Annotated in this window: 18 protein-coding genes; 8 read left to right on the forward strand and 10 right to left on the reverse strand. The window is 58.1% G+C overall.

The features are described from left to right. Positions 1-65: 65 nt before the first annotated feature. The 5 genes from Q9290_RS09175 to Q9290_RS09195 all read right to left on the reverse strand — a co-directional run bounded on the left by Q9290_RS09175 (position 66) and on the right by Q9290_RS09195 (position 7478). On the reverse strand, positions 66-1265 hold the full coding sequence (locus Q9290_RS09175; protein ID WP_306079350.1) for a tyrosine-type recombinase/integrase: 1200 nt from the start codon (positions 1263-1265) through the stop codon (positions 66-68). 282 nt (positions 1266-1547) lie between these two features. After that, positions 1548-2810, reverse strand: coding sequence for a translesion error-prone DNA polymerase V subunit UmuC (gene umuC / locus Q9290_RS09180; RefSeq protein ID WP_371930911.1), 1263 nt, complete (start codon positions 2808-2810; stop codon positions 1548-1550). Next, the gene (gene umuD, locus Q9290_RS09185) at positions 2807-3232 is read right to left on the reverse strand and encodes a translesion error-prone DNA polymerase V autoproteolytic subunit (protein ID WP_306079351.1); all 426 of its coding nucleotides are present in this window, start codon (positions 3230-3232) and stop codon (positions 2807-2809) included. The genes umuC and umuD overlap by 4 nt, the downstream gene beginning before the upstream one ends. A 131-nt stretch (positions 3233-3363) precedes the next feature. Next, complete coding sequence (locus tag Q9290_RS09190; RefSeq protein WP_306079352.1) at positions 3364-6402, reverse strand: efflux RND transporter permease subunit; 3039 nt, start codon at positions 6400-6402, stop codon at positions 3364-3366. A 14-nt stretch (positions 6403-6416) separates the two neighbouring features. After that, positions 6417-7478 (reverse strand): efflux RND transporter periplasmic adaptor subunit, encoded by a 1062-nt coding sequence (locus Q9290_RS09195; RefSeq protein WP_306079353.1) that lies wholly within the window; start codon positions 7476-7478, stop codon positions 6417-6419. Between the two features lie 162 nt (positions 7479-7640). On the opposite strand from Q9290_RS09195, the gene Q9290_RS09200 reads away from it, so the two are divergent. Then, a complete protein-coding gene (locus Q9290_RS09200) occupies positions 7641-8078 on the forward strand; it encodes a helix-turn-helix domain-containing protein (protein WP_306079354.1) in 438 nt (145 codons plus the stop codon). Between the two features lie 76 nt (positions 8079-8154). On the opposite strand, the gene zapE is transcribed toward Q9290_RS09200, so the two are convergent. The 5 genes from zapE to Q9290_RS09225 form a co-directional block, all read right to left on the reverse strand. Beyond that, positions 8155-9282 carry a cell division protein ZapE gene (gene zapE, locus Q9290_RS09205; protein WP_306079355.1) on the reverse strand — a complete coding sequence of 376 codons (1128 nt, stop codon included), beginning with the start codon at positions 9280-9282 and terminating at the stop codon, positions 8155-8157. Between the two features lie 67 nt (positions 9283-9349). Then, positions 9350-9829, reverse strand: a complete 480-nt coding sequence (locus tag Q9290_RS09210; RefSeq protein ID WP_306079356.1) for a protein kinase domain-containing protein — start codon at positions 9827-9829, stop codon at positions 9350-9352. Continuing rightward, positions 9792-10358, reverse strand: a complete 567-nt coding sequence (locus Q9290_RS09215; protein WP_306079357.1) for a protein kinase domain-containing protein — start codon at positions 10356-10358, stop codon at positions 9792-9794. Before Q9290_RS09215 ends, Q9290_RS09210 begins: the two co-directional genes overlap by 38 nt. 9 nt (positions 10359-10367) lie before the next feature. Then, positions 10368-15182, reverse strand: a complete 4815-nt coding sequence (locus tag Q9290_RS09220) for a CapA family protein (RefSeq protein ID WP_306079358.1) — start codon at positions 15180-15182, stop codon at positions 10368-10370. Positions 15183-15392: 210 nt separating this feature from the next. Then, entirely contained in the window at positions 15393-15989 is a 597-nt protein-coding gene (locus Q9290_RS09225) for a hypothetical protein (protein ID WP_306079359.1), read from the reverse strand. An 18-nt stretch (positions 15990-16007) separates the two neighbouring features. Here Q9290_RS09225 and Q9290_RS09230 point away from each other — a divergent pair, with 18 nt between their 5' ends. From Q9290_RS09230 to Q9290_RS09260, 7 genes are all read left to right on the forward strand, one after another. Next, entirely contained in the window at positions 16008-16214 is a 207-nt protein-coding gene (locus Q9290_RS09230) for a hypothetical protein (RefSeq protein ID WP_306079360.1), read from the forward strand. Between the two features lie 6 nt (positions 16215-16220). Further along, positions 16221-18917, forward strand: coding sequence for a hypothetical protein (locus Q9290_RS09235; protein WP_306079361.1), 2697 nt, complete (start codon positions 16221-16223; stop codon positions 18915-18917). Between the two features lie 507 nt (positions 18918-19424). Further along, on the forward strand, positions 19425-20822 hold the full coding sequence (locus Q9290_RS09240) for a TolC family outer membrane protein (protein WP_306079362.1): 1398 nt from the start codon (positions 19425-19427) through the stop codon (positions 20820-20822). Between the two features lie 27 nt (positions 20823-20849). Then, positions 20850-22991 (forward strand): type I secretion system permease/ATPase, encoded by a 2142-nt coding sequence (locus tag Q9290_RS09245; RefSeq protein ID WP_306079363.1) that lies wholly within the window; start codon positions 20850-20852, stop codon positions 22989-22991. After that, complete coding sequence (locus Q9290_RS09250) at positions 22988-24310, forward strand: HlyD family type I secretion periplasmic adaptor subunit (protein ID WP_306079364.1); 1323 nt, start codon at positions 22988-22990, stop codon at positions 24308-24310. The genes Q9290_RS09245 and Q9290_RS09250 overlap by 4 nt, the downstream gene beginning before the upstream one ends. Next, a complete protein-coding gene (locus Q9290_RS09255) occupies positions 24307-24918 on the forward strand; it encodes a response regulator transcription factor (RefSeq protein WP_306079365.1) in 612 nt (203 codons plus the stop codon). Before Q9290_RS09250 ends, Q9290_RS09255 begins: the two co-directional genes overlap by 4 nt. Next, on the forward strand, positions 24918-25268 hold the full coding sequence (locus Q9290_RS09260) for a tryptophan synthase subunit beta like protein (protein ID WP_306079366.1): 351 nt from the start codon (positions 24918-24920) through the stop codon (positions 25266-25268). Before Q9290_RS09255 ends, Q9290_RS09260 begins: the two co-directional genes overlap by 1 nt. Positions 25269-25276 lie beyond the last annotated feature (8 nt).

Consider the following 25276-nt stretch of genomic DNA (forward strand, 5'->3'; position numbering starts at 1 on the left):
CCCTACATGGATTGGAGCCAAATGTATATTGCTAGGCAGTACAAGACCTTCTGTATATTTGAGGTTTATCCATCCCTTGTTTGCGTAAGCTCATCTATCAAATCTGCCCACTCCTGCATCATGGCTTTCCGTTCGTCCAGATACTGGGCCTGGTTGTAGCTGGCCCTTACCTTGTTGCGCTCGGCGTGCGCCAGCTGGCGCTCTATTAAATCCGAACGGTAGCCCATTTCGTTCAGCATGGTAGAGGCAGTGGCCCGAAAGCCGTGAGCCGAGAAGCCAATGCTGCCCTTGCCGCTGAATCCCATACGCTCCAGGGCTCGGTTCAGCGTGGTTGCAGTCATGTAAGTATCCGGGTTACGCAGATTGGGAAACAGCAACGGTCGGCCACCGGTGAAGGTATGCAGCTCTTGCAGCAGCTCAACCGCCTGGCGGGAAAGCGGCACTATGTGAGGCTGGCGCATCTTCATTTTTTCAGCCGGGATCCGCCATTCGGCCCGCTCCAGGTCAAACTCGTGCCATTCTGCTTTACGCAGCTCTACAGTGCGCACAAAAGTCAGCAGCATCAGCCGCAGTGCTATCACTGTGGTTCTGTAGCCACCATACCCGTCCAGTGCCTTGATGAACTGAACAATCTGCTCTCGAGTGAGGGGTTTGCGGTGCTCAACCTTGGGACGGTGAATTGCGTCCTTCAGAGCGGCGGCAGGATCGTGGTCAGCACGCAAAGTGGCAACAGCGTAACGGAAGATGGCAGACGACCACTGCCGGATCAGCAGGGCCACGGTTTCCGCTCCCCGTTCTTCTACTCGCCGAATAATTTCCAGCAGGTGGGCTGCCGCCACATTGCGAATGGGAAGCTTTCCGATATAGGGAAACACATCTGCCGCCATAAAGCGCTCAACCTGACGTTGGTAGTAAGGCGTCCAGCCGGGAGATTTCTTGTCTATCCACTCTCGCGCCAGCGATTCAAAGGTACTGGCATTCGCTGCCTGGTTCGCCAGCCGTTCCGCTTGTCGTTGGTGTGACGGGTGGAGCCCTTGCTTGACCAGGGCTCTCGCCTTGTCATGCGCGGTACGTGCGCCAGCCAGGCTCAGGGTTGGGTACTCGCCAATGGCAAAGACATTCTCTTTACCGGCAATGCGGTAACGATACCGCCACAGCTTGGATCCCGAAGGTCTAACCTCCAGGTAGAGACCCTGTCCATCGGCCAGCTTCTGAGGTTTGCTGGCAGGCTTGGTGTTACGAACTTTGGCATCGGTCAGCGGCATAATGCGGGTATCCTGATTTCGATACCCGCAACGATACCCGCAATTTTCATGGATGGCAATAGACGCCAAAAACCGAAAATGGAGCTAAAGCACTGATATTTAATGATTTAGTGATTTACTGAGAGACTTTAATAGACACCGATGGACTAGAATGTCGATTATCGATCATCAGCAGCATGAGCAAAAGGCCTTTTCTTTTAAGGTCACAGCAAAAACACGGGGCGCATCTTCGCACGTATTGGTTTTGTGGAAAACCTTGAGCCGGCTTTCTTCATCCCGGGCTCAATATACTCGGGGCAGATCGCTGATACGGGTGGTGTAGGCCGGCGACAGCAAGGCCCGTTTCATTTGCCAGCCCTGCTGAATGCCTTCGGCGGCGAGGAACACGCGACCCTTGCCGGTGCGGTTGATGCGGTCCATCACTCGCATCAGGGGCCGGCTGTGAGGCTTGGGCTCATGTACCTCAAACAGCTCCGGCTGAAAGCTGCCCGGCGGCCAGAAGTCGGTGAGCATAACCGCCACCTTCTGGTAGGCAAGGCCGGGCCGCCAGATCTGCTGCAGACAGTGACAGGCTGCTCGCACCAGCTCTCGACTGTCGTGGCTGGGCACCGGCAGCGTCACCATGGCGCTGTTGCCATAAAACGGCTCGCGCGTGGCAAAGGGGCTGGTGCGCACCGACACCCGCACCAGCCGGCAGTATTGCTGCTGCTCCCTCAGTTTTTCCGCCGCCCGGGCGGCATATTTGCTGACCGCTTCCCGCAGCGGCTGCCACTCGCTTACCCGCTCGCCAAAGCTGCGGGAGCTGATGATCTGCTGTTTGGACTCGGGCAGCTGGTGCAGCGCCAGGCAGCTTTCGCCGTTCAGCTCGCAGATGGTGCGCTCCATGACCACGGAAAAGCGCCGGCCCATGACCTTGGTATTGGCCCTGGCCAGCTGCCAGCCGGTGTGAATACCGAGCGCCTGCAACTGACGGGACAGCCGCGGACCAATGCCCCATACCTCGCTTACCGGCACGCGTTGTAACAGCCGCAGCCGACGCTGTGGGCAGGTCAGCTCCACCACGCCACCGGTGGCGGGCCAGCGCTTGGCGGCGTAATTGGCAAGCTTGGCCAGGGTTTTACTCGGCGCCATGCCCACGCCGACCGTAATGCCGGTCCAGCGCTGCACGGTTTCGCGAATATCACGGCCCAGGGCGGCCGGTGTTCGAATGCCGGCCAGATCAAGAAAAGCCTCGTCGATGGAATACACCTCCACCCGCGGGGCCAGCTGCTCCAGGGTGTGCATCACTCGGGCAGAGATATCCGCATAGAGGGCATAATTGCTGGAAAAGGCCACGCCGCCGGCGCGTTCAAACCGGGCTTTCACCTTGAACCAGGGCGTGCCCATAGGAATGCCAAGGGCCTTGGCTTCGGCACTGCGGGCCACCACACAGCCGTCGTTATTCGACAGCACCACTATGGGCCGGCCGGTCAGATCCGGGCGAAACAGCCGCTCGCAGGAAGCGTAAAAGTTGTTGCAGTCCACCAGCGCAAACAGGGGGCTCATGGCGCCAGCCTGCGCACCACGCTGGTGACCACGCCGAAAACCTCCAGGCTGGTGCCCTCACCCGGCACCAGTGGCGCATAGTGTGGGTTTTCCGCCACCAGCCGCACCACGGGGTGCAGCTCCAGCCGCTTGCAGGTCATTTCACCGTTCACGCAGGCAATGACAATACGGCCATGGGTGGCCTCCAGGCTGCGATCCACCACCAGCAGATCACCGGGATAAATACCGGCATTGATCATGCTGTCGCCGGCGGCCTGCACCAGATAGGTAGCCGCCGGATGGCGAATGCAGTAATCGTTGAGATCAATGCCCTGCTCCACGTAATCCTGAGCCGGACTGGGAAAGCCACAGGAGACCCGATCCGCCAGCAGCGGCAGCAAGGAATGCCAATGGACCTGCAAGGGCCTCATGAGAGTTGCCATATTCACCCCGCCAAAATACTGTATATATAAACAGTATATTTTCCAGTGGTGCAGGCTGCAAGGTGGGCGATAAGGAGCCATAAAAAACGCCCGCTCCTTGCCGGGCGGGCGCTTTGTCAGTGATCCAGCGCTCAGACCGGCTTTATGCGAAAGATCACCACATACAGCAGCGGCACCACCACCAGGGTAAGCACGGTGGCAAAGGCCAGACCGAACATGATGGTGACCGCCATGCTCTTGAAGAAGGGATCCATCAGTAGCGGCGCCACCCCCAGTATGGTGGTGAGTGCCCCGAGAAACACCGGCCGGGCCCGGCTGACGGCGGCGTCCACCACGGCGGTAAAGCCCGGCTTGCCTCCTGTTATTTCCGCATCTGCCTGATCCACCAGCACGATGGCGTTTTTCACCAGCATGCCGATCAGACTGAGCAGCCCCAGTATGGCCATAAACTCAAACGGCACCTGAAACAGCACCAACCCCAGGGTCACGCCAATAATGGCCAGGGGCGCGGTGAGCCAGATCACCAATGGCTGACGCAGGGCATTAAACATCACCACCACCGCCAGGATCATGGCACTGAAGCCATAAGGCGCCGACAGGGTCAGTCCTTCGTTGGCTTCTTTTGAAGCTTTATCTTCCCCATGCCATTCCAGCCGGTAACCGGGGGGCAGCGTCATGGCTTCAATCTCGGGCCGCAGCCGCTCCAGCAGCGGCCCGGACAGCTCACCGGGCAACGGGTCGGCCTGGGCCTTGATGGTGGGGAAGCGGTCCACCCGGCGAATAATGGCATCCACCCATTCCAGCTGCACCGCTGTGACCAACTGGCTCACCGGCACATACTGTTTGGCGGCGGGACTGTACACCTGCACGTTTTCTACCATGTCGGCACTGGCACGCTCGGCCGCTGGCGCCCGGGAAATAATGGGAATGAGCTGGTCCCTTTCACGGTACACGCCAATGCGCTCGCCGCTGAAGGCGCGATTAATGGCCAGGCTGATGTCGGTGAGGGTCAGTCCGGCGCGGCGGGCGGCCACTTCGTCCACCACAGGACGTAATACCGGTACCTTTTCACGCCAGTTGTCCTGAATGGCAATGGCACCCTCATCCTGGGCCATAATGGCCTTGGCCTCTTCTGCCAGTTGGCGCAGCACCGCCGGCTCCGGCCCCATAAAGGCGGCTTCTATCTTTTTGCCGCCGCCCCGGCCCAGCATGAACTTCCATACCTTGATATCCGCCAGCGGATGACGTTCAGACAACTGCTGCTGCAAACTCGCCACCATGCCGGCAATTTGCGTGGGATCGTCCACGTCCACCAGCAACTGGCCGTAACTGGTGTTGGGATCTTCCGGCCCGTAGGTGAGCATAAAGCGCAGGCCGCCCTGACCGATAAAGCTGGTCACATGAATCACCCCGTCCTGCTGCTGAACAAAATCCCCCATCCGTGCCAGCTCCGCTTCGGTTTCCCGAATATCCGTGCCCTGGGGGAGATACATGTCCACCACAAACTGGGGCCGGGCCGACTCGGGCATAAAGCCGGGCTGCACCCATTTAAAGCCAAAGATGGCGGCGGCCAGCAGCACCAGCAGCAGGCCACCGGTAATGGCCCTGTGATGCAGCGCCGAGCGCAACAGGCCGCGATAGCGCACCAGCACGCCCGACTCGGGGCTGTTTTCTGCGGTTGGCGACACCTTCAGCAGCGCCACACACAGCAGCGGCGTAAGCGTGACCGCAAACAGCCAGCTGAGCAGCATGGAATAAAGGATCACCCAGAACAGCGAGCCGGCATATTCCCCCATGTCGGTGGGCGACAGGCCAATGGCGCTGAACGCCAGAATACCCACGGCGGTACCGCCAAGCAGTGGCCACTGGGTGGCCTGCACTACGGCGGCCGCTGCCTGGTCGGCCCGCTCGCCCCTTTGCATGCGCACCAGAATGCCGTCGGTGACCACAATGGCGTTATCCACCAGCATGCCCAGGGCAATGATCAAGGCCCCCAAAGACACCCGCTGCATGGCGATACCATCGAGCTTCATGGCAATCAGGGTGCCGGCCACGGTGAGCAGCAGCACGGCGCCGACAATAATGCCGCTGCGCAGCCCCATAAACAGCACCAGTACCAGCACTACTATGGCCACCGCCGCCACCAGGTTAGCCACAAAGCCGTTTACCGCCTCGCGCACCGAGTCGGACTGGTAGGAGACTTCATTGAGCTCCATGCCAATGGGCCGCTCGCTGTCCAGCTCGGCCAGCCGGGCCCGCACCGCGTCGCCCATATTCACCACGTTGCCGCCGGCCACCTGGGAGATGCCCAGACCAATGGCGGGCTGACCGTCATATTTCATCAGCGCGTAAGGCGGTTCGCTCTCGGCCCGGGTAATGGTGGCCAGATCCTTCAGGAACACCACCCGGTGGCCACCCTGAGAAGTAATGGCAAGATTACCCAGGGCGGCCACCGAGTCGGCCTGCCCCGTGGGGCTGAAATACACCCGCTGGGGGCCAATCTGCAGATTACCGGCGTCGCTTATCACGTTTTGCTGGCGCAGGGCCTGATAAATATTGCCAAGGGGCACACCCAGGCGAGCGGCCTGTGCGGCAGAAATTTCCAGATAAATGGCTTCCTGAGGCGCCCCGAGAGTGGCGATTCTGGCCACCCCCGGCACCTGCAGCAGCTCCCGCTCCAGCCCGCGCAGATAGTCTTTAACCTGCTGCAGGGTAAAGCCTTCGCCGGTCACCGCAAAAAACAGCGCATACACATCGCCAAAGTCGTCGTTCACCACGGACGGCCCCGCTCCCGGCGGCAGCTTGCGCTGGGCGTCGTTGACCTTGCGCCTGAGCTTGTCCCACACCTGCTCCAGCTCCCGGGCGCTGTGAGCAAAGCGCATGTCGATATCCACCTTAACCAGGGAGTCGCCCATGCGCGACACCGAAGTCACTTCCTTCAGCTCCTGCAATTGCTGTACAGCTTCTTCAATAACTTCGGTGACCTCTTCCGCCACCTGCTCGGGCAGGGCACCGGGATAAGGAGTGGAGATCACCGCCTGACGAATAACAAACTCCGGGTCTTCAAACCGGCCCAGGCTCTGGTAACTGATGTAACCGCCCACCAGCACCAGCAGGCAGGCCATCCAGGCAATGGTGCGCCTGGCAAGGGTATGTTCGGCAATATTCACGCAGATATCCTTGTTCAGGGAGTGGATGGCATGGGGCGCACTCTGGTGCCTTCCCGCAACTGGCTGACACCGGCGGTCACAATGCGCTCGCCTACGTTAAGACCCGCGTTCACCACCACGTTATCGCCCTGAATGGGGCCCAGGGTGACCGGCTGGCGCTCCACCCGCTCGCTCTCGGGGGTTACCTTCCACACGCTGGTGCTGCCATCGGGTCCGGCCACCACCGCCCGCAGCGGAATAGTCACCGGACCAGCCGGATCCTGCTCCATGGCGTTGGGCATGATTTCTACCGACATGCCCGGCAACAGGATAAAGCCGGGCTCGGCGGTAAGCGCCAGCACGGCTTCATAACTCTGGGTTTGCGGATCCGCCTCGGCAGAAAACGACTTCAGCCGCACCGGCAGGGGTTGCTCGGGCCTGTCGGCAAACACCGCCAGGCCTTCCACCTGCCTCGGAGCGGTACGCACCACCCGCTCGGGTACGCTGATCACAATTTCCAGATTTTGCGTGTCCTGCAGGCTCAGCACCGGCTGCTTGGCCTGCACATTGCTGAAGTTTTCCACCTGGCGACGGGTGATCACACCATCGAACGGGGCCAGCAGCCGTGTGTCGTCCATGTCCTTTTTAGCGGCCAGATAACCGGCCCGAGCCACTTCCATGGCGGTGCGCTTCTGATCCACTTCCGCCCGGGCCACCGCCTGGCTCTGCTGCCAGATACGGTTGACCCGGTTATAGTCGGTGCGGGCCTTGTTGTACTCGGCTTCGGCGGAGTTGAGCCGGATCTGGTAGTTTTCGCCGTCGAGCCGGGCCACCAGGGTGCCCTGCTCCACCCGCTGACCTTCCCGCACCGGCAGCTCCACAATGCGACCGGGCACGTTAAAGGCAAGCTCGGCCCGCTGCACTGCCCGCACCCGGCCCGGAAAACGCAGGCTGCTGTCGCCGGAGCCTGCGCCCACCTGCATGATTTGCGCCGGACGCACGGTTTCTTTCGTGTTGGCCGGCGGCGCGTTTTGATCACAGCCGGCCAGCATCAAGGCTGCACCCAGCAGGCCGAACACAGCATGTTTTATTCCCATAGCTTGATCACTCTTGTTTTATTTGAGTCTGGTTTTGCATTAACCGGGGTCGAAGGGTTTGCGCTGTTATTTAGTGTCGGTCAAAGCCCGCTTGCCAACAAGATTGGAGCCGCCCAAAATGGGCAATCATTTTTTCTTTTTTTTCATAAAGATATAGAAACCATGGCGATAGACGACGATCATCTGACCACCCATTTCGGGCGCATCTGGCCGGCCCATGTGGAAGCGCTGACCGGCCTGCTAATACAGCTTCGGCAGCAGTTTGACGGCGATCTCGATTTAATGCTGATCCTCGGCATTATCGGCACCCGTACCCAGCCGGCACGTCAGGCCAGCGCCATGACCTATAGCCAGTTTATGGCAAACGACCGGCCGGTGCCGGCCAGCCGGCCCATCAATATTCAGTCGGTAGCGGAGTGCAGCGGCATTGCCAGAGAGACGGTGCGCAGAAAGGTGAGCAAGCTGGAAAGCATGGGGCTGGTAACCCGGGAAGCCAGCGGCAACCTGCTGGTAACCCCACAGGCCACCGGCGCACTGACGCCGTCCACCGAGGCCAGCCTGCGTTATATGGCGGAAATGCGAAAGCATTATAAAGACTGAAGCAGCAGCAGAGATTGCCGGAGCTTTGGTCATTCCGGCCACCGAGCCGGAGTGACAATATTTCTCCAGGCCCGGTTTATTCGGCCTGCAAGGCACTCTCTCCAAACCGTGCCAGCTGCATTTCTTTCAGCCGGCTTAGGGTGCGACGAAACGGAAATGCCAGGGCGCCATCAAGGTAGAGTTCATCCATCGGCACCGCCGCGTCTATGTAAAGTGGTATGCTGCGGTCGTAGCATTCGTCCACCAGAGCGATAAAGCGGCGCACGCCGTCGTCCTGGCGGGACAATGCCGGCAGTATGCGATCACCGGCGGCCACTCGCACGGCACCGTCTTCGGTACCCCGAGCTATGGAATTTTGCCGGCTGTCGCAACTGAGCCGGGGCACGTCACTGAGCAATACCTGCTCAAACTGGTCGCACAACACAATAAAATCCTGGGCCGCCAATGGCTGTTCGCACAGATCGGCATAACGGCACCAGAGCCCCCGCTCGCTGCGGCCAAGTACGGCAATGGGCCGGTTGCCCAGTATAAGTGGCTCGGTGTTTTTGGCCTTACCGGCCACTTGCTCAAACACGGCGGCAAGCGCCTCAGGCTCCTGTACCCAATAGCGCTGGTGCTGCTGCCCCGGGTGCAGGCGATGATCCTGCTCGCCGTGCATCGGCACCACTTGCATATGTTCGGTCATGGCGGTCACCGCCGGCAAAAACTGCGCCCGGTTAAAGCCGTCGGCATACAACCCCTCGGGGTGCTGGTTGGAGGTGGTGACCAGCACCAGCCCCTGCTCAAACAGGTGCCGCAGCAGCCGGCCCAGCAACATGGCATCGCCAATGTCGCTGACAAACAGCTCGTCCAGGCACAATACCCGCACCTCGGCACTCAGCTCCTGGGCCAGCACCTTGAGCGGATCTTCGGTGCCGGTGAGCTGAAACAGCCGCCGGTGCAGCTGCTGCATAAAGTGATGAAAATGCAGCCGCCGGGCCGGCACACCGGCGCCTTGCAGGCTGGCAAAAAACCGGTCCATCAGCCAGGTCTTGCCCCGGCCCACCGGCCCCCACAGATACACGCCCTGTGTGCCCGGTTCATCGGCCAGTACACCACGGTAACAACCTTCCAGCCACTCGGCTGCATGACGCTGGGCGGCATCCTCGACAAAACCGGACTCAAGGGCGGCAGAATAGGCGGCGTAGGGGGATAAGGGGGTCATTAGGGCTCCTACAGCAACAGAATAAATGGATTAAGCCATATAAAGATAAAAAGAGCCAATCACGAGGCTATGTTTTACGGACCTCATCAAAATATGGATGCTCCATCGCTTCTCTTGCTGTCAATCTTTCCTGGTGATCAACTTTCAATACTTTAGAGATCAGATCCAATGCCAAGTTAGATTTAAGAGCAGAGTCTGAACGCATCAAAACAAGCCTGCCTTCCTCGCTGGGGTTAACAATAGCCCCCAGAATTTCCTCACTAACTCCATTCAGACCATACTTTTCAATGTAATTCCAAAACTCATTTTCACCAAGCAAGCCAGAAATATTGCGTAGCAATTCAACATTAGACTTATCTCTACCTTTTACAAAAGGAAAAGAATTACAAACAAGGCCAGCGAAAATGCAAGCAAAAGACCACATATCCAAAGAGTAATCATATTGCTTCATGCCAAGCAAAAGCTCAGGAGCTCTATAATGATAAGAACTAACAGTAATGGGATATTCACTATAAGTGATGATAAAAGTCAGCCATACCCCAGTCAATAATCTTTAAACGACTTCTCTTTCTGTTAATGACAATATTAGCAGGCTTAATATCTCGATGTATAACGCCTCTACTGTGAGCTTCATCCAACCCGTTAAGAAGCTGAAACATGTACTCTTTAACTTCAGCTTCAGAAATAGGTGTGTTATTTTTTATTAACCTGTCATCAACGTAATAGTTAATGACAATATACTTTTCACTACCAGAGTTCCCTTTTACCGAATCGAAAATATGGGCATTATTCTTACTACCCTTTATACGCTTGAGTATAGACACTTCTCTTTTTATTTTTCCGGGGTTACCCTTCATTATCCTTTTTATAGCAACATTAGCCTCCGACTTTTTATGAACACCTTTAAAGACTTCAGAAAAAGTTCCTTCGCCGAGTTTTTTACCTAATGTATAACCTTCAATACTCCCCCAATTAACCACCTTGGACTTATAATTACAGCCTGCTTCACTCCCTGAGCAGTTAATATTTTGATAATTCCTGGATATTGATTTTTTACCAGCACCTTTCTTATACATTCTAGTTCACTACTCTTTCAACGAAGAAAACTCTGACAAACGCTTAAGCGCATTCACAACCTCGCTTAAACGAATGCCGTTGGACGACTTCACCAATAGTAGATCCCCTTCCTGCAAATCCTGCCGAAGGCCGCTCATCACGGCTCCAGACCGCTCAAACCAGCTGCATGAAACGCCCTGCTCACTCAACCGCTCAGCTACCGCTTTCATGTAAGTACCAACCAGATATACCTTGTCGGGTGAACTCCTGACAATGTCAGGAACCAACTTCAAATGATACTGCTGTGCTCGCTGTCCCAGCTCCAGCATATCTCCGAGCACCAACAAAACGCGCCCCCGGTGAGCAAGCGCTGTCAGCTGTTGAAACGCTGCCACCATGGACAAGGGGTTGGCGTTATAGCTGTCATCCAGCAACATGACACGCTTGTCATCAATATTTAACGGCAGCAATTCCCCTCGTCCTTCCACCGGTTTCAATGCAGTGCAACCTTCAGTAATCACCTCCAGGGGTATACCAAGATGCCGGGCCAGGATCAGGCATACCAGGCTATTCACCGCAAAATGACGGCCAGCCATTCCTAATGAGTATTCAAGCTCACGCCCCAGATAACTCACCACAGCCTGTCCATGCTTGCCATCAAAAGCCAGCAACCGGCAATCAGCCTGCTCATGTTCACCATAAGTGATAAGAACAAGTCCTTCCGCCTGCGCCCGTACCGCTATTTCATCGTAATGGGCGGTATCACGGCACACAATGGCCAAGCCGCCCCGGCGTACACCTTTGAAAAGCTTTGCCTTCCTGGCGGCAATAGCAATCGTACCTTCGTTACCACGCAGGTGAGCCGGACCAATATTGGTGATCACCGCCACATCGGGGGCAAGCAGTTTGACGCTTCTAGACTCTCTGGCATTGATGGCGGACACGGCCACCTCCAGTACGGCCAGCTGTGCCGATGGCGGTATGCTCGCCATTACCGCAAAGATACCTACGCGGGAATTGTAGTTATCGTAGGTGGAATGAGCTTCCAGCCGCTCCGAGAATAACTGTTGGATCATGGATACCAGTGTTGTTTTGCCCGCACTGCCGGTCACTGCCACCAAGGGACAAGACAATCTCTGCCGGGACGCGATACCCAGCTCAATAAACGCCTTGACGGGATCTTCCACCATCAATACCGGCAATTCCTTTGGCAAGCCGGCTACCGGGCGGCTAACAATCACCCCGACCACTACCTTGGGCAGCCCTTTCAGTACATGATGACTGTCCCAGCCACGTCGGTAGCAATTGGCAATCGCTGAATATTGTTCATGACGAGCCAGCTCGAGCGAGGTGGACGCCACATACAGGGTAGGAGACTTCACCATGGCAGCATGGCTTCGCCCCCGTATCACTGAATTCACATGCCAGTCATCGAGGGGAGGCGTCAGCCAGCTTCCGCCGGTTACTGCCTGCAATTGTTCTGCATCCCAGGCATATTGCTGCTCCTTATTAAAAGGCAGCCAGGAAAAATCTTTGCGATAGCCGCTCTGAATAAAGGGCCAACGCATGGCCGGCTTTTCGGGCAACCCCAAACCAAAATGAATGGGCAGCCTGAGCCGGGCACTTTCGGATCCCGAAGCAGTGAGTAGCCTCAGTTGTAAATGCAGCTCGGTATTAACCCACTCCTTTCTTACAGGAGGGCGAATACCGTAAAAATCCCGATAGATAACGCCGGGTTGCCACCGACTGGCAGGGTGCACCCAGTCGCAGAAGTCGTGATCCATCCCCAGCCCCCAGGGCTTGAGATTTTCTTCCCAGGTTGGCACCGCCGTTACTTCCAGCCGGAAGTCTTCATCCACTGGGGCATCGATGTACCAGAAGCTTTCGACCCAGATCATTTGTCGTTGTGTTATCCAACGGGGACCGGCTTTAAGCCCCAGTAAAGTAAAAGGTCCCAAAGTGACCGGGTCCATCTTCGCTTCCAGGGGCACTTCTTTTACCGCCCAGGAAGAGTCCAGCACTGAAGCCCAGAGCTTGGATGAAGGCCGAAAAGTCTTGGACGGAAGAGGCGCGAGACATGTGCTTCGCGGCGTCGAGTGTATTTCCAGCACAGCGGTGCCATCATCGTTTGATTCAAAGCGAGTATTGAAAGGCTGACACCTTTTGGTGAACAGGTTCAATATATTCTGCGCTCTGCTTCCCTCTGCCTGCCATGAGTGACCAAAACCCACTTCGACCGGAACAAAAATGATCCGTTCAACCCCTTTATTGCTTAACTCCAGTTGAAAGATGCCGCCATACTTGGGAGAAGAACGCACCGCATCAAACAGCAGATCGCCAGCATCGTAGATAATCGGCCTCTGTCGATACAGCTCCACCCCATGCAAACGGTGAGCAGAAGCACCCAATACGGCATCGGCACCGGCATCAATTAACGCATGTCCTGCCGCTATCTGTGACTCACTGGGGTGAACGGCATGGTTGGCTCCCCAGTGCACACAGACCAGCACGATATCTGCCGTTTCCCGCGCCCTGTCGATGCGGTGCTTCATTTGCTGCCAGGCGGTCGTATCCTGCAATGACAGATAAGCCGTACCCGGATTATTCCCGGTAACGGCGAAACTTTGCTGGGTGGCATCCACCGCCATCAGAGCCAACCGCAATGCCCCAAACTGTCGAAATAGAGGCCGGAAGGCCGATTCCAGATTCTCTCCCGAGCCAATCTGCTCAATGCCCGTCGCAGCCAGCCAGCGCTGCTGATCAAGGAGTCCGTCAGAACCATAGTCACCACTGTGGTTATTGGCCGTGGTCACCACATCAACACCCGCCCGGACCAGCACCTCCAGCATCTCGGGGCGAGCGCGATAGTAGTAGGGTCCCCCCTCGCCCTTATCCACTCCTTGCTCTCCCTGTGTGGTGACCACGCACTCCAGGTTAATAAGGCTCAAGTGGGACTCTCTTAGTACCGGGATATTCAGCACTTTCTCTGCCCCCAGTTTGGCTGTGCGATAATGCTGTCGCCGTCCCAGATTGACATCTCCCCCCCAGGCCAGCAGCACGGACTCAGTTTCAGGCTCTGCAGAAAAAGGTTTAGTTGAACCCTCTTCCTCCAGACTTCTGAGCAATGCCCAATAAGCCACATACCCCGAAAGATAATGCTCAACATCATCAATCCTTACTCGAAATGAATGATGTCGAATAAAAAAGCTGCCCAGTACTGTTTCAGGCTCGGCAAAGTACATGGCAAATTCGGGCCAGAAAAAGCCGTTCATCAGATAATTGGCCCGGGCGTGCAATGCCGTATAAAACGCTTCTTCATCAAAATCTTGCAGCAGATGCTGCATCTCAGGCAACTGCTTGATGCGATCCAGCGTATGATGAAAGGCCATGCTCAGTTCAAGCAGGGTCGGATAGGTAGTTCGTCTGTTTTGGATGAAATCGAGATAGCCCGCGATATTGTTAACCGCAAAACGGAAGTACTTTTCTGCCGGACGATAACGAGTCAGCTCATTCACACAGTAGGAAAGCCAGTGATCATGGGCTTGCCAGTGTTTATTATCTATAAAGTAATCAAAAGCACGTTCAACCAACTTCAGCCAGCGTTCATTTTTCGTTAAACCATACAAACGCATCAGTCCGAACGCGGTTTCGCCATCGTAATAAATAATACGAAACGGCTCTTTAATGGAAAGATCTTCCGCATTCAGAACATGTACAAACTGCCCAGTATCGGTGTGCTGCATCAGTTCAATGCCCACCGCCAAGGATTCCATTAGTGATAAATAACGTTCATCATTGGTCAACTCGGTGTACTTCACCATGGCCAGCAGGCAAACAGCGTTGCCTCCCAGCTTGATTTCGTTACCGGTGTCTACCAGGTAGGCCGCCTGCTGTTCACTATTAAGCGGGTAAGTATGGATCAGCTCATTGGCAAGGCATGCAAGGGCACGATCGATGGCGACTTTCAGCTCATCATTCTTTGTCAGCTCCCAGGCTTCAAGCATGGCGTACGTAGTACTGGCATGGCGCAGCGCATTGTAATTGGAAATTTTGCGGCCAAAGCAGGGAAAGTAGCCATAAATGAACTTGCCCGACGGCATCACCTGCCGGGCAAGAAAGGAAGCACCGCGATTCACCAGGCTGAATACCTGCTCCGAGTTCAGCAGCCCGGGCTGACGCCGGCCACCATTACGCCCCGGACCAGCCAGCGCAATACCCTTGCTGCTAGCCCCTGGCAAGTCATCAAGGCCCGGATCCCGCGCATAGAATCGCCCACGAGTGGAAAACATATATACAGGGGCATCATCATTCACATTCAGAACCAGTCGGTTACCAAAACGTTTTTTGGCATAGGCAGCCAGGTTTTTCTGATTCAGGCTGGCATGAGGCACTTCACTACCGGCATAAAGAATGGCGTTGGCATTCAGTTCCTGCTCCAGCAGTGCCTGCTCAAAATCTTCAGAAAAGGAAAGGCCATAGCGGAAGTAGTTGCGCTTGGTTCTGCTCAGAAGGTCATTCAGCTCGGCTTGCTTCATGGGCTTGATCCTGGTAACCCAGTCTACTCGCAGCCACTTTACCGGAAGAGCAGTATCGGTATCTGCCTGGCGGCATACCTCCTCCCCTTTCTCCCAAGCCTCTTCAAAATCATGTCCGACAGCGGTTATCACACGGGCCTTTTCATGCCCATTGCTCAGGGAGAAAAACAGCACCATCCTCGGAAAAAGCGGTTCAGGAATGTCACTTGATGTGCGGGTCCTTTCAACCTTGATGGCCCGCACCCGCTCAAAAAGATGAGAAAGCTCGGCATACGCCTGCTCAAGTAATGTGTTCAACACCTCAATCACATCTCCCAGAATCCGCTTCTCAAATTCATGGCCACATGCCTGACAACGGACACTACCATGGGAAGCATAAAAAACAGGCCCTCATCAAGAGGGCCCATGAGCATAACACCGGCAAGGCACATGAGAACGCAATCACACGGTGGTTTTGGACCAGCTGTCGGCCTCAGCAAGGCATATCACTGTACGCCGACAGGACCAGACAACCCCACCTTATTGATCGATTGCCCCCTGAGAACCGGTTGAGTCAAATGGATCTTCCATCAGCGGATCCCCCGCATCTCCTGAGAATCCCGAATCAGGAGCTCCGCCGCTGTCTCCAGAGCCTGCCGGCTTACCAGTCTCGTCTGAACCAGCGTCATTCAATCCAAGGTCATCGTCATCACCGGAAAGCAGACTGCCGACCTCCAACGGTTTTCCTTGTCCTTGCTGCTCTTCTGCATTGCCGGACTCCGACGTTTTATCCGTATCATTGTCTGCAGGCATGGGAATCGTATCGTCTTCTTCATCAGCAAAGAAGCTCAGTGCCCGAGGACTTTCTCCCTCTGAAGCCTCTCCTTGATGCTCTACAGTTTGATCACCGGTGCTCTGCGAGTCATCATCTTCCGTTTGTTCCTCTTCGGATTGTTGAGGAGTGCCCTGCTTGAGCATTTTACCTTTATCCGGTTTACCACTAGGTTCTTTTTCGCTCCCTGCAGAGGCAGCATCATCCTCGCCACCCTGAGCAGACCAGTCAATATCTACATTACTGCCATTCCAGGTGCCTTCGTAATCCTGATCATTATGCGCTTCCGGATTATCAACCGGCATATCAGCAGCACTAACCTCTTGCCAGCTATCCCCTTCCAGCTTGATATGGGTGTAATCCTTTCCGCCTTTAATGGTGTAGCCAACAACAGCACCACCAGATCCATTCTCAATCTCGGCAATCAGATCCTGTGGCTGAGCGGCATTCTTTATGCCGTCAACCTTATAGTCGAGCTTAACTTCCTTAAGGCTTCCATCCTTGCCTTCGACATAGAAGGTGGCATTTGAGATAGCGTGATCCAGCGGGTCCAGGTCGTTATCCGCATTAGCTCCCGAATCCGAGTCGGCATCCGCATCGGCATCAGCGTCCGAATCCGAGTCAGCATCTGCATCGGCATCCGAATCCGAGTCAGCATCTGCATCAGCATCGGCGTCCGAATCCGAGTCAGCATCGGCATCAGCGTCCGAATCCGAGTCGGCATCTGCATCAGCATCAGCGTCCGAATCCGAGTCAGCATCTGCATCGGCATCCGAATCCGAGTCAGCATCTGCATCGGCATCAGCGTCCGAATCCGAGTCGGCATCGGCATCGGCGTCCGAATCCGAGTCAGCATCTGCATCGGCATCCGCGTCCGAATCCGAGTCGGCATCGGCATCGGCATCAGCATCCGCGTCGGCGTCAGAATCCGAGTCAGCATCTGCATCGGCATCGGCGTCCGAATCCGAGTCGGCATCTGCATCGGCATCAGCATCCGAGTCGGCATCGGCATCGGCGTCCGAATCCGAGTCGGCATCGGCATCAGCGTCCGAATCCGAGTCAGCATCAGCATCGGCGTCAGAATCCGAGTCAGCATCCGCATCGGCATCGGCATCAGCGTCTGCGTCGGCGTCGGCGTCAGAATCCGAGTCAGCATCCGCATCGGCATCGGCATCAGCGTCTGCGTCGGCATCAGCGTCGGCGTCGGCGTCAGAATCCGAGTCAGCATCTGCATCGGCGTCCGCATCCGCGTCCGCATCGGCATCCGCGTCAGCGTCGGCATCAGCATCAGCATCGGCGTCTGCGTCGGCATCCGCGTCAGCATCCGCATCCGCATCGGCATCGGCATCGGCATCAGCGTCAGCATCCGCATCGGCGTCTGCGTCTGCGTCGGCATCGGCATCAGCATCAGCGTCAGCATCAGCGTCGGCATCGGCGTCGGCATCCGCGTCCGCATCGGCATCCGCGTCCGCATCGGCATCCGCGTCAGCGTCGGCATCTGCATCGGCATCCGCGTCAGCATCCGCATCGGCGTCTGCGTCGGCATCGGCATCCGCGTCGGCGTCAGCATCTGCATCTGCATCGGCGTCTGCATCGGCATCAGCGTCGGCATCAGCGTCGGCGTCAGCATCGGCATCCGCGTCAGCATCCGCGTCGGCATCGGCATCCGCGTCGGCGTCAGCGTCGGCATCAGCATCAGCATCCGCGTCAGCGTCGGCATCCGCATCAGCGTCAGCGTCAGCATCCGCATCCGCATCCGCGTCAGCATCGGCATCGGCATCCGCGTCAGCGTCGGCGTCGGCGTCGGCGTCAGCATCTGCATCGGCGTCGGCATCCGCATCGGCGTCTGCGTCGGCATCTGCATCCGCATCAGCGTCTGCATCGGCATCCGCATCGGCATCGGCATCAGCGTCGGCATCGGCATCCGCATCCGCATCGGCATCGGCGTCGGCGTCGGCGTCGGCGTCGGCATCAGCGTCGGCATCCGCATCAGCGTCTGCATCGGCATCCGCGTCAGCATCCGCATCGGCGTCTGCGTCGGCATCGGCATCAGCGTCAGCATCTGCATCAGCGTCGGCGTCAGCATCTGCATCGGCGTCTGCATCGGCATCAGCGTCGGCGTCAGCATCGGCGTCAGCATCGGCGTCGGCATCGGCATCAGCGTCGGCGTCGGCATCAGCATCCGCATCCGCGTCAGCGTCGGCATCCGCGTCGGCGTCAGCATCTGCATCGGCGTCGGCATCCGCATCGGCGTCTGCGTCGGCATCTGCATCCGCATCAGCGTCGGCGTCAGCATCTGCATCCGCATCGGCGTCTGCATCCGCATCCGCATCCGCGTCGGCATCCGCATCGGCGTCTGCATCTGCGTCGGCGTCAGCATCTGCATCCGCATCGGCGTCTGCATCCGCATCCGCATCCGCGTCGGCATCCGCATCGGCGTCTGCATCTGCGTCGGCGTCAGCATCGGCGTCAGCGTCGGCATCAGCATCGGCGTCGGCATCCGCATCAGCGTCTGCATCTGCATCGGCATCCGCATCGGCGTCGGCATCAGCATCCGCGTCAGCATCCGCATCCGCATCCGCATCCGCGTCAGCGTCGGCATCCGCGTCAGCGTCGGCGTCAGCATCTGCATCGGCGTCGGCATCCGCATCGGCGTCGGCATCCGCATCAGCGTCTGCATCTGCATCGGCATCCGCATCGGCGTCGGCGTCGGCGTCAGCATCCGCATCCGCATCCGCGTCAGCGTCGGCATCCGCGTCGGCGTCAGCATCTGCATCGGCGTCGGCATCCGCATCGGCGTCTGCGTCGGCATCTGCATCCGCATCAGCGTCGGCATCAGCGTCGGCGTCAGCATCTGCATCCGCATCCGCATCCGCGTCGGCATCCGCATCGGCGTCTGCATCTGCGTCGGCATCTGCGTCGGCATCTGCATCAGCGTCAGCATCCGCATCGGCGTCTGCATCCGCATCCGCGTCGGCATCGCTGTCTTCAGCAGCTACGTCATCAAAAGCAGTTCCGGCTCCCACCAATGTTTCAAATGGGCTAACCGGTTCAATATCAAAATCAAATGCAAGGGGGTCGACGGTCTCGGCAACACGGGTGAGTGTCACAACAGAGCTGCCACCTCCCGTTGGAGCACCGGCCAGACCTGCAGCAGGCGCTTCCAGCTCTTCCAGCAGATCATCGCCATTTTCCAGTGCCGCCAGCACGGCCTCCACGCTGGGGTCGAGTAACGCGCTTTCCTGTACTTCGGGCTCGGCCGAGGCCAGCATGTTCGGGGTCATCTGTAATAACTGATTACTGCCGAATTGCACGGTTTCGTTATCGCCGTAATCAATCACCACACTGGCATTGTCACCGGTGATCAGCCGTTCACCGGCAAACAGAGTGTCACCAGCAGCCAGATCACGAATGGAACCATCCGCCGCCTGTGCCGTTACCTGGCCGCTAACTTCGGTTACCACTGCAATTGGAATACTCATGATCTCACCGACCTCTTTTCATTCTGAATTGCTGTTATCATCTCCCGGCGACCGGCGAAAAAGTATTGGACTGAAGTACAGGAGGTATTTTCGCCTGAAGCGTTAATATGGGATGATTGGGATTCAAATGTAAACGAACCGATATGCAGAGCGGTGCGTACACGGAAGCCTTCGAACAACAGAACCCAAGAATGCTCTCGCTAACATATCGACTCTACCTATTCCACAAGTGTGCTTAAGCCAACAAGACCCTGAAACATGAATCCATTTAAATCTTGTGCAGTACTGATTGCCGGCCTGTGTGCCGGTATGGCCTGGGCCCAGCCACCGGCCAGCAATGCAGCCGACGTGGTCAGAAAGGCCATTGATACGAACCCCGAAGTTCAGGCCAGCTGGCGCACCTTTCGTGCTGCCGAATACGACATCGACTTTGCCAAAGGCGGCTACCTGCCCACCGCCGATGTAACTGCCGGCTATGGCAAGCAATGGCGCAACTATGACGATCCCAGGGAGTTCAGCGGTGCCGCCGCCGAAATCTTCGTGGTACAGATGCTGTATGACGGCTTTAAAACCTCCAGCGATGTAAAACGCTTTGAAAACGCCCAGCTGGTGCGCTATTTCGAGCTGCTGACGCAGCTTGAAGACACAGCCCTGGCTTCCGTGCGCGCCTATCAGGATGTACAACGCTATCGGGAGCTCGTTGCCCTGGCCGAAGAAAACCTGGCCAGCCACCTTGAGGTATATGAGCAGATTGAAGTCAGTGCCCGGGCGGGCGTTGCCCGGCGCGCTGATCTCGAGCAGGCCAGCGGTCGGGTATCGCTGGCCGAGTCCAACCTGCTGACGGAACTGGCCAACCTGCACGATGTGAGCGCCCGCTACCTGCGCATTGTGGGTGAGCTGCCGGCTGCCGACATGGCGCCGCTGGAGCTGAACAACAGCAAACTGCCTGTTAGCCTGCAAGAAGCCATGACCCTGGCCTACCAGGGCAGCCCGGCGTTTCATGCTGCTCTGCGCAATATCGAGGCGCAAAATGCCGCCATCGACAGCCAGAAAGCCGCCTTTCATCCGGAGCTGAACCTGAGCGCCAGATACGGTACTCAGGATTATGTTAACGGTGAGGTGGATGAGCGCCGCAATGAAGGCCGCATTGGTCTGGATCTGCGCTACAACCTGTACCGTGGCGGCCGTGATCAGGCCAGCCTGAACAAGGCCAGTGAAGAGTTCAACCAGGCCCGGGATCTGCGGGATAAGGCCTGTATCGACATGCGCCAGACTCTGCAAATTGCCTATAACGACGTACAAAAGCTTGATCAGCAACTACCCATTCTGAACCAGCACCGGTTATCCTCCAACCGGGTTCGGGCCGCCTACAAGGGCCAGTTCGGTATCAGCGAGCGCACCCTGCTGGATGTACTTGATGCGCAAAACGAGTATTTTCAGGCCAGCAGAGCTTACACCAATGCGGTATACGACCGGGGCACGGCCATTGCCAGAACCCTGACCGCCATGGGCCAGTTGTTACCGGCGCTGGAAGTGGTCAGTAACGATCTGCCTACCCTGAACGAACTGGGTGCCGAGCCCATGACAGTGGATGCGGAGTCGGCCTGTCCGGCCGATAACATCACTGCCATGGCCCGCTACAGCCCGGCCCGGTAAGCACCGGGGAATTTAACGGAAACGGAAATGCCACAAGCAAGACATCAAGAGCAACCAGGTGGTCCCCTGCTGGGATGCCTGCTGATATTGTGCCGCCTGCATGAGCGCAAGCTGACCCCGGATGCCGCCCTGGCCGGCCTGCCGCTGGTCGACAACGCGCTCACGCCCTCGGTGTTTCACCGGGCAGCGCGGCGTGCGGGGCTGACCAGCCGGGTACAACGCCATTCCCTGGCTGCACTCAATTCGTCGCTGTTGCCCGCAGTCTTGCTGTTCAACGACCACACCGCCTGTGTCATCACCGGCATCAATAACGAGCAACAAACGGCGCGAGTGATCTGGCCGGAGCTGGCTGATGCCGAGGTGACGGTGCCGCTCGACAGCCTGGAGCAGCAATATACCGGCAACCTCATCTACGCCCAGCCCGAATTTCACTTTGATGAGCGGGCTCCCGGCAACTCTCGACGGGCACAGGGGCACTGGTTCTGGAGTGTGATCGCCGACAACCGCCATTTGTACCGTGACATCATCATCGCCGCCATCATGATCAACCTGCTGGCGGTGGCCATGCCGCTGTTTGTCATGAACATCTACGATCGGGTGGTGCCCAACCACGCCACCCACACCCTGTGGGTGCTGGCGGTGGGCGTACTGGTGGTGCTCTGTGCCGATCTGGGATTACGCCTGATGCGGGGCTGGTTTGTCGATCTCGGCGCCAGCCGGGCCGATGTCAGGCTGTCGGCGTCCATCATGGAACAGATCCTCGGCATGAAACTGTCGGAGCGGCCCGCCTCGGCCGGCTCCTTTGCCAGCAATGTGCAGTCTTTTGAGTCGGTGCGCGGCTTTATCGGCTCGGTCACCCTGGTGGCGCTGGTTGACCTGCCCTTTATGCTGGTGTTTTGCCTGATCATCGGGCTTATCAACGGCCTGCTGGTCATTCCCATCATCGTTGGCGCACTGGCGGTGCTGGGCTATGCCGCTCTGGCTCAGCGCAAAATGCGCAAGTTGTCAGACACCATGAACCGTGCCAGCGCCATGCGCAACGCCACCCTTATCGAAAGCCTCGGCAACCTGGAAACCATCAAGACCACAGGCGCCGAAAGCAAAATGCAGGGTAACTGGGAAAACAGCATTCTGTTTTTGTCAAAACTTACCACCCGAATGCGTCTGCTGGCCTCATCGGTCAGCAATGGCGCGCTCTGGGCCCAGCATGTGGTGGCGGTCAGCCTGATTATTCTCGGGGTTTACCTGATCCGCGAAGGCCAGCTCACTCAGGGCGGACTGATCGCCTGTTATCTGCTGTCTTCACGGGCCATGAGCCCCGTTGGTCAGGCCGCGGCATTGCTGTCCCAGTATCATCATGCGGTCACCGCCATGGACAGCCTGAACGGCATCATGGCGCGCCCGCGGGAGCGCAGCAATGACCGCCACCGGGTCAGCCGCCCCATTCAGCAGGGCGACATTGAATTTCGCCATGTAAACTTTACCTACCCCAACGCCGAGCGGCCGGCGCTGACCGATGTAAGCTTTCGCATTCGAGCCGGCGAGCACGTGGCCATACTGGGCCGCAACGGCTCGGGCAAAAGCACCCTGGAGCGGCTGATGCTGGGGCTGTACGAGCCCGATGCCGGCACCATACTGATGGACGGCACCGATATTCGCCAGCTGGATCCGGCCGAGCTGCGACGCGGCATGGGCTATGTGCCTCAGGATGTTTCCCTGTTTTACGGCACCCTGCGCGACAACCTGGTGCTGGGCATGCCCCATGTGGAGGATGCACATATGGTGCAGGCCGCTGAGCAAAGCGGCCTGTCCGACTTCATCAATACCCACCCATCCGGTTTTGACATGCAGGTGGGTGAGCGCGGCCAGCTGCTATCCGGCGGCCAGCGCCAGGCGGTGGCCATCGCCCGGGCCCTGCTCAAGGAGTCCCCGGTGCTGTTGCTCGACGAACCCACCGGCTCCCTCGATCAGCGCAACGAAGAGCAGATTAAGCACAGTCTGCAGCACTGCGCCAAAGGGCGGACCATGGTACTGGTGACCCACCGCAGCACCCTGCTGAGCCTGGTGGATCGCATTATAGTGGTCGACAACGGCCAGGTGGTGGCCAACGGACCCAAGGCCGAGGTACTCGACGCACTGCGCCAGGGCAAAATCGGGAGTGCCGCATGAACCCGCAAAAACCCCATTCGCACACCGGTCGCAACTGGGCTCAGGATGCCCAGTGGGCTCGCATGCAGCAGGAGCCGGTGCGCGCCCGCGCCCTGCTCTATGCCATGGCAGCGGTATTGCTCGCCCTGCTGATCTGGTCTGCCTTTGCGCCGCTGGATGAAGTCACCCGGGGCGAAGGCCGGGTCATTCCTTCACGGCAGTTGCAGGTGGTGCAGTCCCTCGACGGCGGCATAGTGCAGCAGATACTGGTGAAGGAAGGACAAACGGTGGAAGCCGGCGAAGTGCTGTTGCGTATCGATCCCACCCGCTCCGTGTCCAGTCTGAACGAAAGCCGGGTGCAATACCTGTCCGCCAGCGCCGAGGTGGCCCGGCTGCAGGCACTGATTGACAATACCGAGCCGGTGTTTGCCGATGACCTGCACCAGCAGGCACCTGAGCTTATCAGCCGGGAGCTGCGTCTGTACAAGGCCAGCCAGGAAGAGCTGGACGAGCAACGCGCCATTTACAATCATCAGCTCAGCCAGCGACAACAGGATCTGGTTGAAGCTCAGGCCGAGCTGAAGCAACACACCCAGTCGCTGGCACTTAGCCAGAAGGAGCTGAGGGTCACCCGGCCACTCTTGGAGCTCGGCGCCGTGTCCGATGTGGACATTCTGCGTATTCAGCGGGAGATCGGCCGGGCCCGGGGCGATGCCGAACGGGCCCGGGCCGCCATCAGCCGAAGCAAAGCCGCCATTGAAGAAGCCCGCAACAAGATTCGGGAAACCGAGCTCAACGTCACCAACCGCTGGCGCCGGGAATACCTGACCGCCAAGGCCCGGCTCGACGCCCTTGGCGAGGCCGAATCGGCGCTGGAAGACCGGGTGGAGCAAACCGAAATCCGGGCCCCGGTGCGGGGCACGGTGCAGCGCCTGTTTGCCAATACCGTGGGGGGCGTGGTGTCTCCCGGCCGTGAAGTACTGGAGCTGATCCCGCTGGATGACGAGCTGATCATCGAAGCCAAAATCCAGCCCAAGGACATCGCCTTTATTCGCCCCGGGCAGGACGCCATGATCAAGTTTACCGCCTACGATTTTGCCATTTATGGCGGCCTGGATGCTGAAGTCAGGCACATCAGTGCCGATACCATCAGGGACGAAGACGGTAACAGCCATTATCTGGTGCGGCTGGCCACCCAGCGTGCCGGCCTGGCGGATGATCTGGCCATTATTCCCGGCATGATCACCGAGGTTGATATTCTCACCGGCAAAAAGACTGTCCTGGAATACCTGCTCAAGCCCGTACTCAGAGCCACCTCAAGAGCGATGACCGAACGATGAGACACGTACTGTTTATCACCGAAGAAGGATTCAGCAGCCCGCGCTGGCGGCAGGCCTTTGCCAATGCCAGCGTAATGATTGCCGGCCAGCATGAGCCCGCCAACGCCAACCTGGTGTGGGTGCTGACCGGCCTGCCAGGCTGGGAGCAACTGATTCGGGAGCAGACCGCACTGGGCCGGACCGTGCTCGCCCTGACACGCCGTCCGCAACTGGAGGAGCTGCGCCAGGCCCTGGCCGCCGGCGCCCGGGGCTATCTGGAGGCCATGTCCAGCACGGCGATTCTTGCCCAGGCGGCGGCCACCGTTGAGGCCGGTGGCATCTGGCTGCCGGCGGAGCTGGTTAACCGCATGGTGGGACTGCTGTCGCCGCTGCTGGCGAAAAATGCAGCCAGCCCCCAGCCGGCGAGCTGTGATCTCAGCAGGCTCACCGCCCGGGAGCGTCAGGTCATGGACGAAGTACTCGGCGGTGCCAGCAACAAGCGCATTGCCCTCACCCTCAACATTACCGAGCGCACCGTCAAGGCGCACCTGAGCTCGGTATTTGAAAAGCTGGGCGCGCGGGATCGCATGCACCTGATGCTGCTGGCCCACGGAAAGGAGCAAGGCTGATGTTTGTTAAACGCAATGACGAAGGACACATCTGCGCCGCCAGCCTGGAGGCGACAGAAGACATTAATGAAGCCATTCCTGCGGATTCGCCTGAGCTATGGCAATTCATCGGTGCCGCACAGGATTCACCGTCCCGCTCCGAGCTGGATGCGTTGCAAGCCTCGGATCTGGCGCTGGCACGGGTGCTGGAGGATCTGATCGACATTCTCATCGACAAACACCTGATCCAGTTCACCGACCTGCCGGTTATGGCGCAGCAAAAGCTGCTGAACCGCCAGGGACTGCGCAGACAGCACCTGCTGGATCTGCTCGGCGACGGTGACGACGACGAGCAGATCCCCATGCTCTGAAAGGCCGG

Origin of the sequence: Oceanimonas aquatica (assembly GCF_030732065.1) — a bacterium.
In the GTDB taxonomy this organism is placed as follows: domain Bacteria; phylum Pseudomonadota; class Gammaproteobacteria; order Enterobacterales; family Aeromonadaceae; genus Oceanimonas.

Excerpts from the sequence above, each read along its gene's own strand:
- Q9290_RS09175 (WP_306079350.1), bottom strand. The coding sequence starts at position 1,265 with ATGCCGCTGACCGATGCCAAAGTTCGTAACACCAAGCCTGCCAGCAAA.
- umuC (WP_371930911.1), bottom strand. The coding sequence starts at position 2,810 with ATGAGCCCCCTGTTTGCGCTGGTGGACTGCAACAACTTTTACGCTTCC.
- umuD (WP_306079351.1), bottom strand. The coding sequence starts at position 3,232 with ATGGCAACTCTCATGAGGCCCTTGCAGGTCCATTGGCATTCCTTGCTG.
- Q9290_RS09195 (WP_306079353.1), bottom strand. The coding sequence starts at position 7,478 with ATGGGAATAAAACATGCTGTGTTCGGCCTGCTGGGTGCAGCCTTGATG.
- Q9290_RS09200 (WP_306079354.1), top strand. The coding sequence starts at position 7,641 with ATGGCGATAGACGACGATCATCTGACCACCCATTTCGGGCGCATCTGG.
- zapE (WP_306079355.1), bottom strand. The coding sequence starts at position 9,282 with ATGACCCCCTTATCCCCCTACGCCGCCTATTCTGCCGCCCTTGAGTCC.
- Q9290_RS09215 (WP_306079357.1), bottom strand. The coding sequence starts at position 10,358 with ATGTATAAGAAAGGTGCTGGTAAAAAATCAATATCCAGGAATTATCAA.
- Q9290_RS09225 (WP_306079359.1), bottom strand. The coding sequence starts at position 15,989 with ATGCCGGTTGATAATCCGGAAGCGCATAATGATCAGGATTACGAAGGC.
- Q9290_RS09240 (WP_306079362.1), top strand. The coding sequence starts at position 19,425 with ATGAATCCATTTAAATCTTGTGCAGTACTGATTGCCGGCCTGTGTGCC.
- Q9290_RS09245 (WP_306079363.1), top strand. The coding sequence starts at position 20,850 with ATGCCACAAGCAAGACATCAAGAGCAACCAGGTGGTCCCCTGCTGGGA.
- Q9290_RS09250 (WP_306079364.1), top strand. The coding sequence starts at position 22,988 with ATGAACCCGCAAAAACCCCATTCGCACACCGGTCGCAACTGGGCTCAG.
- Q9290_RS09255 (WP_306079365.1), top strand. The coding sequence starts at position 24,307 with ATGAGACACGTACTGTTTATCACCGAAGAAGGATTCAGCAGCCCGCGC.
- Q9290_RS09260 (WP_306079366.1), top strand. The coding sequence starts at position 24,918 with ATGTTTGTTAAACGCAATGACGAAGGACACATCTGCGCCGCCAGCCTG.